Origin of the sequence: Tolypothrix bouteillei VB521301, from assembly GCF_000760695.4 — a bacterium.
GTDB classification, from domain to species: domain Bacteria; phylum Cyanobacteriota; class Cyanobacteriia; order Cyanobacteriales; family Nostocaceae; genus Scytonema; species Scytonema bouteillei_A.
The window spans coordinates 3,725,134-3,737,283 of the sequence record NZ_JHEG04000001.1 but is presented as its reverse complement, the minus strand read 5'-3'; the positions used below and the strand labels follow the sequence as shown (position 1 = coordinate 3,737,283).

The 12,150-nt window shown below is 43.9% G+C and carries 10 protein-coding genes and 1 tRNA gene; 5 read left to right on the top strand and 6 right to left on the bottom strand.

All coding sequences use genetic code 11. The features are described 5' to 3' along the window. Positions 1–182: 182 nt before the first annotated feature. On the top strand, positions 183–1,133 hold the full coding sequence (locus tag HC643_RS14765; protein ID WP_038074715.1) for a cell division protein FtsQ/DivIB: 951 nt from the start codon (positions 183–185) through the stop codon (positions 1,131–1,133). Between the two features lie 899 nt (positions 1,134–2,032). Beyond that, positions 2,033–3,340 (top strand): cell division protein FtsZ, encoded by a 1,308-nt coding sequence (ftsZ, locus tag HC643_RS14760; protein WP_038074722.1) that lies wholly within the window; start codon positions 2,033–2,035, stop codon positions 3,338–3,340. 393 nt (positions 3,341–3,733) lie between these two features. Here ftsZ and gshB read toward each other — a convergent pair whose 3' ends face one another. The 5 genes from gshB to HC643_RS14735 all read right to left on the bottom strand — a co-directional run bounded on the left by gshB (position 3,734) and on the right by HC643_RS14735 (position 8,825). After that, positions 3,734–4,717 (bottom strand): glutathione synthase, encoded by a 984-nt coding sequence (gene gshB / locus HC643_RS14755; protein WP_202048620.1) that lies wholly within the window; start codon positions 4,715–4,717, stop codon positions 3,734–3,736. Positions 4,718–4,793: 76 nt separating this feature from the next. Then, a complete protein-coding gene (grxC, locus tag HC643_RS14750; protein ID WP_038074851.1) occupies positions 4,794–5,054 on the bottom strand; it encodes a glutaredoxin 3 in 261 nt (86 codons plus the stop codon). Between the two features lie 203 nt (positions 5,055–5,257). Beyond that, the gene (gene hflX, locus HC643_RS14745; RefSeq protein ID WP_072040751.1) at positions 5,258–7,057 is read right to left on the bottom strand and encodes a GTPase HflX; all 1,800 of its coding nucleotides are present in this window, start codon (positions 7,055–7,057) and stop codon (positions 5,258–5,260) included. 146 nt (positions 7,058–7,203) lie between these two features. Then, positions 7,204–8,169, bottom strand: a complete 966-nt coding sequence (gene cofG, locus HC643_RS14740) for a 7,8-didemethyl-8-hydroxy-5-deazariboflavin synthase subunit CofG (protein ID WP_038074730.1) — start codon at positions 8,167–8,169, stop codon at positions 7,204–7,206. 29 nt (positions 8,170–8,198) lie between these two features. Continuing rightward, positions 8,199–8,825 (bottom strand): helix-turn-helix transcriptional regulator, encoded by a 627-nt coding sequence (locus tag HC643_RS14735; protein WP_038074731.1) that lies wholly within the window; start codon positions 8,823–8,825, stop codon positions 8,199–8,201. A gap of 240 nt (positions 8,826–9,065) precedes the next feature. Between HC643_RS14735 and HC643_RS14730 the strand changes: the two genes are divergently transcribed. Then, positions 9,066–10,106 (top strand): hypothetical protein, encoded by a 1,041-nt coding sequence (locus HC643_RS14730; protein ID WP_038074734.1) that lies wholly within the window; start codon positions 9,066–9,068, stop codon positions 10,104–10,106. Between the two features lie 196 nt (positions 10,107–10,302). Continuing rightward, positions 10,303–11,385, top strand: coding sequence for a photosystem II q(b) protein (gene psbA / locus HC643_RS14725; protein ID WP_038074736.1), 1,083 nt, complete (start codon positions 10,303–10,305; stop codon positions 11,383–11,385). 127 nt (positions 11,386–11,512) lie between these two features. Here psbA and moaC read toward each other — a convergent pair whose 3' ends face one another. Beyond that, positions 11,513–12,025: a cyclic pyranopterin monophosphate synthase MoaC gene (moaC, locus tag HC643_RS14720; protein ID WP_038074739.1), complete on the bottom strand. Its 513-nt coding sequence runs from the start codon at positions 12,023–12,025 to the stop codon at positions 11,513–11,515. A 34-nt stretch (positions 12,026–12,059) separates the two neighbouring features. On the opposite strand from moaC, the gene HC643_RS14715 reads away from it, so the two are divergent. Further along, a tRNA-Arg gene (locus tag HC643_RS14715) sits at positions 12,060–12,133 on the top strand. Positions 12,134–12,150: the final 17 nt, after the last annotated feature.

Here is a 12,150-nt window from a genome sequence, read left to right as displayed (position 1 = left end):
AACATTCCTTACTACAAACCTCCATGATTAAAAAGTTACTCTTAGCTACAATCCTGATATAAGTACTGTAATAAAGTTTTAAAATGAATAACATTAGATCTACTTAGCTAATAGCGTTTATTAAACTTAAGTAATGATACAAGCGCAACAACGACTTGGTATGAAAGGGTGGAAGAGTTTGAATGGCTGGTATAGTATCAGTTTCCCGCGCAGATTTGGAAGGACGGCGTAAAAAGTTACGTCAACAACGGCAAATGAAATTTATTCAGGCTGCTTGGCAAACGTTTGCCGTGAGTTCGCTAGCAAGTGGATTGCTATGGATAGCAATTCAACCAATCTGGGTATTAAAGACTTCTAAAGATATAGTTATATTAGGTAACCATCTACTACCTGACGAAGCTATTCAGTCATTGTTGGTACTCTCTTACCCCCAGTCTCTATGGCGTATAGAGCCTCACAGGCTAGCTGAATCGCTAAAACAGGAACCGACTATTGCACAAGCGACAGTGAGTCGTCGTTTGTTTCCTCCAGGGTTAATTGTCCAGATTGACGAACGAAAACCTGTAGCGATCGCGGAGCGCGTAATACGCTCAAATTCTGCTTTGCAGGATTGCCCCGTGGCTCCAACTCACGGGGAGAGCCACCCAACTGATTGTCCAACAGAAGCAGTACGAGCAACAGCGCCTCGTACAGAGCAGGGAAATAAGGGTTCTATCAATAAAAAAGTCTCTGTAGGGTTGCTCGATGCCGATGGTGTTTGGATACCCCTAGATAAGGGGAAACCACTCAATCCAAATGTACAGTTACCCAATCTTAAGGTTATTGGTTCCCCAGAGCAATACCGCTCCTATTGGGGTTCTCTCTATCAAGCTATTATGCAAGGTTCTGTTAAGGTTCTAGAAATTGATTTTCAAGATCCAACAAATTTAATTTTGAAAACAGAATTGGGAAACGTGCATTTTGGAGCACCTAACGTTCAACTCCTTGAAAAAATCAAGGTATTGGCACAGATGCGTCATCTACCTGCACAACTGAATCTCAGTCAAATAGAGTACATCGATCTAAAAAATCCCGACCAACCAATAGTACAAATGAACCAAAGAAAGCAGTTGCTAAACGCACCCAAACCTTAAAAAAATTACTGTCTTTGATGTATAAAACACAATTAATTATTAAAGAAGTTCTATGCTGATAAGTATAGAATTTTTGTTATTCCAGTCACTTATGTAAAAATCAGCGTAGATATCTCATTAAAATGGAAGAAACATCGTAAAACCTTCCATTTCGGGAGAAAACGGTACGTTGTTTTTACCCTAACATCTTAAGACGGGGTGCATGATGTTAGACAGTTCGCTCTTAGCGTTGAGTCTGGAAAACGCCTAGAGCCTACCTGGTATTCGTCTTCAGTTGCAAGAATCCATAATGGGAAATCCGCAAGTGCAAACCTTTATGACAAATCCACAGACCTGCCACGGCAGGTCTTTACAAATTATGCAGCTATTTCAGGTTTGTACGTTACGCAATCATTTAAAATTACTTCGAGGAGGCAATCTTGAAGCTAGAAAGGTTTTGAAACACTAGTGGAGTAAGGATTTTTAATAATTTAAATTTATCCCAAAAAACACCTAGTGTACGATATGCGGAGCGGAAGAAAATAATGCTTCTCCTGCAACAGAGTTACTTTCTAGTGTCAATCACTAGCAAAAATACGGAGAAATTATTGGAGATACCAAAGGTATACTAATCAAAATCAGCTTTCATTGCAGTGAAGCTACCGATGTAAGAGTGGAAGCAATTTCAGTCCATTTTAGGTAAACATAGGTATACTTCACTTTTAAGAGCGCTGTGAGCGAGATGCCATAATGGTACACCTAATAGCTAGCTTTCGTGCCTCCAATTCACTTGTTGGATTGGAAGTAGAAAGAAAAAGCCAACAATGCCACATACAGTGGCAGCGAGCGTCAGACTTAATAGTTGACTACTAGGTGAATAACACCTGAAAAAGTCGTTTATCTACAAGACCGCAAATCCAATGACACTTGATAATAACCAAGGGCTTACCTATAAAAACTCACAGTCACCCGGACAATCGGGGTACTCACTGTCCACTAACTCAACCAATCCCTTCAGTCATTCCGCAATCAACTTCAGTCAAAATAATGACAGCAAGAAAGTTGAGCGCGAAGATACCCGTATGGGAGACATTGTTCCGGGTCGAGTTGCCAATATCAAAGTAATTGGTGTTGGTGGTGGTGGGAGTAATGCTGTGAACCGCATGATTGCATCAGACGTAATAGGAGTCGAGTTTTGGTCAATTAATACCGATGCTCAAGCTCTGACTTTAACTTCAGCTCCAAGTCGCTTGCAAATCGGGCAGAAATTGACTCGAGGTTTGGGTGCAGGTGGCAATCCGGCTATCGGTCAGAAGGCTGCAGAGGAATCGCGGGATGAAATTGCTAGAGCTTTAGAAGGTTCGGACTTGGTATTTATCACTGCGGGAATGGGAGGTGGAACAGGTACTGGTGCGGCTCCAATTGTTGCAGAAGTTGCCAAGGAAATGGGCGCTCTCACCGTGGGAGTTGTCACTCGTCCATTTATCTTTGAAGGACGCCGACGCATTCAGCAAGCAGAGCAAGGCATTGAAGGTTTAAAAAGTAGAGTAGACACGCTTATCATCATTCCCAATAACAAGCTGCTGGAAGTGATCCCCGAGCAAACGCCAATGCAAGATGCTTTTCGTTATGCAGATGATGTGCTGCGTCAAGGCGTTCAAGGTATATCTGATATTATTACGATCCCCGGCTTGATAAACGTTGACTTTGCTGACGTTAGGGCTGTGATGGCAGATGCTGGCTCAGCATTAATGGGGATCGGTATCGGTTCGGGAAAATCACGAGCAAGAGAAGCTGCGATCGCAGCCATTTCTTCACCTTTACTAGAAAGTTCCATAGAAGGGGCCAGGGGTGTTGTTTTTAACATCACTGGTGGTAGCGACTTAACCCTGCACGAAGTGAATGCTGCTGCTGAAACCATATACGAAGTAGTCGATCCCAACGCCAACATTATTTTTGGAGCCGTAATTGATGACAGGCTGCAAGGAGAGGTAAGACTGACCGTCATTGCTACCGGTTTTACGGGTGAAGCCCAGTCTGCACCATCTCAAAATGTCAATCAACTCAATCAACCTAGAGGGGTAGTCAATCCTCCACCTGCGGGCAGAAGGCAAATGCCACCACAACCTATCAATCCACCATCTCCTCTTCCCGAACCAAAAGAAAAACAAGGAGGATTGGATATACCAGATTTCTTAAAGGCGCGACGCCCACCTCGTAACAATTAAATAAGGTATCAATTGATGAATGCAATTCAGTTAAAAGATATTAAGGGTCTCAAGTCATACCAAAAGTGGATTTTAGACTTTGGATTGAAAAAGCCTTTCTGTGGATTGAATCTCACCCAACTATCTGTAACATTTTTGTTTCAAATTGGTACTATATTTCATTAGTTATAGGTTTTGCCAATTGCAGTTCTTGAGATTGTGAGAGTTTTTCTACACCCAACCACTTTCTTCTTACCTAGACTGTTTTGGCACCCGGTACTGCTTACTGTAATTTCCAATTTGTTTGCTACCGTATAGGTTTGCCAGGGTGCCTGGGAAATTACACCCAGATAATTAAAAACTTCTCGCTACCAGTTTTACGGAAGGAGAAGTTACTACCAAAATGCTCGTAAACTATTTTTTATTTTTGCTAACCGCTCGCTCGACCCATTGAATTACTTGTTCTCCAAGACGAACTCCGTCCAATCGGTCTATTTCTCTGACACCAGTGGGACTGGTGACGTTAACTTCGGTCAGATAACCACCAATAACGTCAATACCCACAAAAATTAAACCGTCTTGCCGTAAGGTATCTGCTAGTTGAACGCAAATGTCATGCTCCCTTGGGCTGATTTCGGTTTTTGCCACGGTGCCACCTGCAGCCATATTATTCCGAAATTCACCACGGGCAGAAAGGCGGTTAACAGCACCAATGGGCTCACCATTTAGCAAGATGATGCGCTTATCCCCATCTTTTGCCTCACTTAAAAAGGTTTGTACCATCACCGGAACTCGACCTTGGAGAGTACTCAGTTCGACTATAGAGTTGAAATTGCGATCGCTTGGTTCTAAGAATAAAATTCCCTCACCCGCTTTGTTCCCCAAAGGTTTGAGGATAGCTGCTCCTTTAGCTTCTAGAAACTGACGAATCAACTGTTTGTCAGAAGTGACAATGGTTTCTGGAATTGCTTGAGTGAACTGAAGCGCATACATTTTTTCGTTCGCCGCCCGAATACCTCTTGGACTGTTGATCGTCAAAGTTTTGTTTGGGTCGATGTAATCCAGAATATAAGTCGCATAAAGGTATGAGGTATTGACGGGTGGATCGGTTCGCATGAACACGGCGTCCATCGTTTCCAAGCAAATGGCGGTGCTAGAGGTATCGCTCAATTTGTACCAAGAGTCCGTTTTTTGATATCGTCCCTCTACCAATTGCACTGGTACAAGTTCTACCCGTTCCAGAACAGCCCAAGCTTTTCCTTGTACTACAGCGAGTAAGTTAGCTTGAGTAATCCAAACCTCATGTCCCAAAATTTGCGCTGCTTCCATTAAAGCAATACTGGTATCGTGACAGGGATCTAGCTGGTGGATGGGGTCGATAATAAAAGCTAGTTTCACGCTTTCTGCCTCAAGTGAATTATGAATGATAAATTATGAATTATGAAAGGTTCGAGCTATAAGAATTCATAATTTTTTATGAGGCTAGTAGCTGGTCTAACTTTCCTTGAGAGTCTAGGGCGTGAAGATCGTCACAACCACCAACATGACGGTCGTTAATGAAAATTTGCGGTAGCGATCGCCTTCCATTTGAGCGTTGAGCCATTTTATTTCGTGCTGCTTCATCTCCATCAATGCTGTATTCGGTGTAGTGTACTCCCTTTTTTGTCAGTAATTGTTTGGCACGGATACAAAACGGGCAAGTTCTCCAAGTGTAAATTTCTACTTTTGCAGCCATAATATTCTCAACTTTCATTAATATTTCTTAATTTTAGATTGTAATAGTTAGTGGTTAGTTGTTGCTTTCGTTTGCACTTAGAGGTACGAAATGACAATAAATGGTTAGCGATCGGTTCTAGTAGGGCGGGAGTTGTACCCACCGAATGGAGTGGGATGAGCTAGGAGCCACATCCCACTTAATAGAAATAATTATTTGGCGACTCAGCAGGAAGTAGCGTATTGCACCAGCTGGCCCAAGCGCTGACGCAAAGTTTCCAATCCCAAACGGTTACTTGCAGAAATAAAGACCGCTAAGGGAAATTCTTCTCTTGCAAGCGCTAGGGTTTCACTATCAGCTTGGTCAATCTTATTAAAAACAACCAGGGCTGGACCGGGAGTTACTGGCATCTGTGCCAAAATATCTCGAACCGAGCGTATATGGCTTAACCATGCAGGATGGGATAAATCCACCAAGTGCAATAAAGCATCCGCTTCTGTGACTTCCTCTAAAGTGGCACGGAAGGCATCCATCAGTGATGCAGGCAATTCGTGTATAAATCCTACAGTATCGGTTACCAGAATCTCTTGAGTGTCACCGTTCATCCCATCAGGAACAACCAGACGGCGCGTAGTGGGATCGAGAGTGGCAAACAATTGGTCAGCCGTGTAAACTTCAGCGTTAGTTAAAGCGTTTAATAAAGTAGATTTACCAGCGTTGGTATATCCAACAATAGCGATTGACGGAACTTCCTGATGCTGTCGTCTTTGACGCAATCGTTCTCGGTGTGCTTGAAGTTGGTTGACTTCTTGCTGCAATCGGGCAATGCGTCGTTGAATGGCACGGCGTTCCGTTTCCAGCTTCGTTTCACCGGGACCGCGAGTACCAATACCGCCCCCTTGACGGGACATGGCTTGACCTCTACCAGTCAAACGCGGCAGCATATACTCTAATTGCGCTAGCTCAACTTGTAATTTACCAGCACGTGATTGAGCGCGTTGAGCAAAAATATCTAAGATAACTTCAGTGCGATCGACCACTCGCACTCCAATTTGAGATTCCAAATTGCGAATCTGAGCCGGTGAGAGATCGCGATCGAAGACGATGAGATTTGCTCCCAGAGTTTGAGCGGTTAAGGCAATTTCTTGTACCTTACCTTCGCCAACTACTGTTTGAGGATGAGTCCGCGATCGCTTTTGTCTCATGTTTTGCAGGACTTCTCCGCCTGCAGTCTCTACCAATCGTCCCAGTTCTTCCAAGGTATCGTGGAATTGCTGCAACGTTAGCTCATCTGTCATTACCCCAACAATTAGAACGCGATCGTGATTGGTGTCTACATCTTGAGCGACGTACTCCCGCCGGAACTCTTCTTCGAGTCCTTCCACTAACTCAATGAAGTCCTGTTTTGTTAGCATATCCAAGCTTAAAGCAGGTGATATGCTCCAACTAGCACTCCAATTGGCAGGTGTGGGATTGCTCTGTTGTCCTTTGGGTTCCTCATTGCCTCCCTCAGACGAAAGATATGGAGCAGCCGTTCTCATAGCCGGACTTGTGATGAACGCACGAGCGTCTTGGGGTGCTAAGTGAGCTAGATAAGCTTCCTTAACGTACCCAGTCGCACCACCACCTCGCCGTTGAAATCCCGTTCCAGTCACATTCAGCATGACAAGGGCATCCAATCTTTGCAATGCCATAGAAGTTAGTGCCGCTTCATTAGGCGGTTCTGACCTCAAATGAGTTGCAATGCAACGGATACCGCTCAGTCGTTCAGCACCGTAACGCGGTAATTCCAAAGGTGGAATTTGCGTTTGCCGTGGTGTCCCGACCCCTACGCGGATCACTTGTCCGCGACGGTTGAGGTAAGTACACACGGGCTGATTGAGCTCGGTACTAATAGCAGCCAGTCGCTGGGAAAACTCAGGCGTAGTGATGCGATCGCCCGGTATGCGCTGGTGATACAGCCGCTGTAGTTGTTTCAGCTGGCTCGATTTTAAACCTTGGAGATTACCGAAAATAGTCTCGATAAGCGCCTCTGACCAGTAATGGTCCCCCGAATCCTACTCTTACCATTTTACATCATGGTTTTAGGTTGCCAACTGTTTGCAATAAGAGTTCAGGTACGGGTATCCGATAGATACAGGGAAAAACTTCTTGTATATTTTCTTGTAGGTTATTTATTTTTAATGACATCCCGCCACCTCTTCACCCCCACTTGCAACTCTACTGACAACCAAGTATCAAACTGTGGATAAACAGGCAAACGCGGAACCAACTTCCAACCACGAGGTTCTAATATTTCTTGCAATCTTTGATACTGAATGTGAGGATAATCAGGATTTACTTCATCTTTTGGTCCAATACCACCTAAATCCCTAGCACCAGCTTCTACACATTCCAATAACCATTGTGAGTCTGGAACTAAATTTGGTGGAATTTGGATAGTAATATCTTCTGGTAAGATTTGACGGGCTCTAGAAATAACTTGTGGAAGCTGACGTGGATTAAAAGGTGGAGCATCTAAAATTTGCTGACTTCCAGGGCTGTGAGGTTGCAAAATAACTTCCTGTATATTGCCATATCTTTGTTGAAGGGAAGATATAGCTTCTAAAGTTTCCCACCAATCTTTTTCTGTTTCGCCAATTCCTAAAAGCAGCCCAGTTGTAAACGGTATCTTTAATTCTCCCGCCCAACGTAATTGTTGTAATCTCACTTCTGGCAATTTACTTGGCGCGTATTTGTGAACGGTTTCCAACAATATAGAAGTTAACTGTTCCAACATTAACCCCATAGAAACGTTAACTTTCTTAAGTCTTTGCATTTCTTCAAAACTAAGCGGTCCTGCATTAGTATGAGGTAAAAAACCCACAGACAATGCTAATTCGCATAAGTCATAAATTCTCTGAAACCAAGCTTGACGTTGTGAAGAATGGGGATGCACTTCCCCACTCAAAATTAATATTTCACAAACATTTTGATTCTGAAGTTGTTTTAAAAGCTTTTCTGCATCCGAAATAGTCATCCAGGAACCTTTACCTGGATCGGTGCGAAAATTGCAATACGTACAGCGATTAAAACACTCATAGGTCGGCACAATTGTATAAGCAGGACTGTAAGTAACAGTTCGGGAAGTAGACATAAATATCCTCCTCTTCCCTTCATTGTCCTTTATGACATCCACAAAGTCTCTTGTTGCTTGGCATAAATATTTTTTAGATGCTTCTTAACCGTGTTAATGGTGATATAAAGTCTCTCTGCAATCTCCCTGTAGGAAAGATTTGCTTGACGCAGCAACCAAACCTCTGCTTCTCGGTCAGTCAAACCGTATTTTTTAACATCAAAGAAAGCCATACTTTGATGTGTTTGGTTGCGGTCTTCTAAAATTACCACCATAGCGTTTTGTTCGCTCGTGTCTAATGCCAGCCATCTAGCTCGAATCCTCAGTTTTACACCTTTATCGGTTTCTATCTCAGACTCAATAACAACACGTTCTTCTGGAAAAAGTTCGCGGCTATCTATCAAAGACTCACAAACACGCCAAATCTCTTTTGGAATTGTATCATCAAGACCTTTACCGCGCATTGTTTGTTGGCAAATCTGACGGGCGCATTCATTAGCTTGAAGCAATTCGCCTTGAGTGGTCAGTATTAAAATACCGTCCACAAAGCTTTCAATGACAGCCTTTAATAAGTAAATTCTTGACTCAAGTTGTAATTGTTTACCATGACAATTCTGTTTCTTGAATTTTTCTTTTTGGTTAGAAGTGATATATTTGTGTTCTTCTGCAAAGCACATGATAAATCTCCTCTACGGGTAAGTATGCGGAATAAAAAACACCAGTATTGAGCAACCAGCTGTATAAACCGATTGTCATTTTTTTGGTTCTGCAGTGTCCATACCCTAACCCGTAGCTCAAGTCATAAACCTGAAGTCAGTGTTTTCTACTGGAAATATCCCGAAAGGAACTGAAGCAGGGTGAAGTTTTTTTCAGTGACCCTTCAGATTGATTCACCAGTGACCAGGGACAAATGACCTATGAATCTAGCAAGCATCGATCGATGGTTTCCTGCTGAGCAACAGCACAAGTACATTTCTCTTCTTAAAGGGAGAGTTGGTGTCACACGCCGACGAGCAGAGTATTTCGTTAAATTGTGGGCGTATCTCTTACTCAAGCAAAAACAAGAACTTGGGAAACGGATACAATCGCCATTGTCTCAATTAGAAATACCAGACGGATTCGTTTCCTGTACGCACCGCGAAGCTTATGAAATTTTCTACGGTCAACAAAACAGCGGGCGGGGAAGCGAACGTGCAGCGGGTATGATGATCGACCAACTTGTGGCTTTAGGACTGATTGAAAAAGATTTTGATGGTAACAGTACCTGCATTCGGGTTAAGTCTTTACCATCCAACCTGCAAGCTACCCGCGCTGCTAAATCTACACAACTTTTCACAGATATTTACAATCCTCGAACAGATACCATTCCTGTTGCCAGTTTTTTGGCTCGGGACTTTAACTTTCTTAATAAAAAGACAAATGTTGACCCCCATAGAATCGTTAAAATTCTGAGAGCCTGGGCAGAGGAGTATCCTACAGGAATGCGAGTACTGCGCCGTTGCGATAACCAACATCCGGTTGGGTTTTACGCTTTACACCCAATTGCCAAGGAATCTGAGAAAAATTTCTTTCTCCCTCCTCGCAACAGTCTTTTCCTACTGGACGGTTCTAAAGAAACTGACCCCCTCAAAATTGCTTCCTTGGGAGATCGAAGTTGTATATGTGTATGTATAAGAATCTGGTTAATTGATTCTCCCTACAAGCAGCAAGAGAATATTTGCCTGTTATTAGAGGATTTACAAAAAACGTTAATTGGGATGCAAGTGGAGTTTCCCAACCTTTGCGATATGTACACGATCGCAGTTCTTCCTAGAGATGAACAACTAGGTTCGGCTTTGGGATTCCAAAAAAACAGCTACAGTTCGCAATTTTCCTCCTCTTGGTGGATGTACGCCCCTGTTGATAAATATTTAGCTCTGAATTTAGAGCGATCGCTATCACCTTTAAAGTTTGACTGAGGTCACAGCTCGAGTGTCCCCTTTTCTGGTGATGACTGAAATCCCTTCTCTGTCTCTTCTTCACAAGCTGAAAAAAAATTTTCTTAAAACTCTTTACAAACCGTAATACTCTGTTTAATATTGTAATAGCAGGTAAGAAAACTTACCTGAACTTTTGAAACATACATATCACACACTTACAGCACTTATACCAGTCATGACAGCAACCTTACAACGTCGCGAAAGCGCAAGCGTATGGGAGCAATTCTGTAACTGGATCACCTCCACCGAAAACCGCCTTTATGTTGGCTGGTTCGGCGTACTGATGATCCCTACACTGCTCTCGGCGGCAATCTGCTTTATCATCGCATTCATCGCTGCTCCCCCTGTAGACATCGATGGTATCCGCGAACCTGTTGCAGGTTCCTTGCTCTACGGCAACAACATCATCTCTGGTGCAGTTGTTCCTTCTTCTAACGCCATCGGTCTTCACTTCTACCCCATCTGGGAAGCGGCTTCCTTAGATGAGTGGTTGTACAACGGTGGTCCATACCAGTTGGTGATTTTCCACTTCCTGATTGGCGTATTCTGCTACTTGGGTCGTGAGTGGGAATTGTCCTACCGCTTGGGTATGCGTCCTTGGATCTGCGTAGCGTTCAGCGCACCTGTAGCAGCAGCTACCGCAGTGTTCTTGATCTACCCCATCGGTCAAGGTTCCTTCTCTGACGGTATGCCTTTAGGAATCTCTGGAACCTTCAACTTCATGTTGGTGTTCCAAGCAGAGCACAACATCCTCATGCACCCCTTCCACCAGTTGGGTGTAGCAGGTGTATTCGGTGGCTCCTTATTCAGTGCAATGCACGGTTCCTTGGTAACTTCTTCCTTGGTACGTGAAACAACCGAAACCGAATCACAGAACTACGGTTACAAGTTCGGACAAGAAGAAGAGACCTACAACATCGTTGCAGCACACGGCTACTTCGGAAGGCTTATCTTCCAATACGCATCATTCAACAACAGCCGCAGTTTGCACTTCTTCTTGGCAGCATGGCCAGTGGTAGGCATCTGGTTCACCGCACTCGGCATCAGCACCATGGCATTCAACCTCAACGGCTTCAACTTCAACCAATCGGTAATTGACTCCCAAGGTCGCGCTATCGGAACTTGGGCAGACATCCTCAACCGCGCTAACCTCGGTATGGAAGTCATGCACGAGCGCAACGCTCACAACTTCCCTCTCGACTTGGCATCTGCTGAAGTTGCTCCTGTTGCTATCAGTGCTCCTGCTATCAACGGTTAATCAATAGAGTCAAGGCGGGATACACCCTATCTTGACAGCAGAAAAAGCGTCCTTCGTAAGAGGGGCGCTTTTTGTTTTTTGGAATAGAACTATAGAGAAAAGAGGAGGAGAGCGAGCATTGCTGCTCCTACCTCCCTTTTTCAAGATGATAGTTGCCTGATTTTCCTCCGGTTTTGCTCACTAGCTGAATGGCTTCAATTTGAATTGATTTTTCTAGGGCTTTCGCCATGTCATAAAGAGTCAGAGCAGCAACAGAAACAGCTGTTAAAGCTTCCATTTCTACGCCCGTTTCTGCTTTGGTTTTAACGATCGCTTGAAGTTGGTAACCGGGAAGTTGGGGATCGGGCGTGACTTGCACTTCCACTTTGTGTAAGGGGAGAGGGTGACATAGGGGGATCAATGAAGCTGTTTGTTTGGCTGCCATAATTCCTGCTAGCCTTGCCGTACCCAACACGTCTCCTTTGGGAGCATTTCCTGCTTGAATGGCATTGAAGGTTTCTGCTAGCATCTTGACTCTGGCAACAGCTACGGCTTCCCGAATTGTGGGCGCTTTACCAGACACATCTACCATCTGGGCTTGTCCTCGATCGTCTAAATGATTCAGTCCGGTCAACAAATTTTCAGGATTTTCTTGCGTCATTGGAAAAAGGTGTGTTACTATAAAATTCTTGTAAGGGCGTGTAGCTCAGTGGACTAGAGCACGTGGCTACGGACCACGGTGTCGGGGGTTCGAATCCCTCCTCGCCCGTTAATTACGTATGTAAA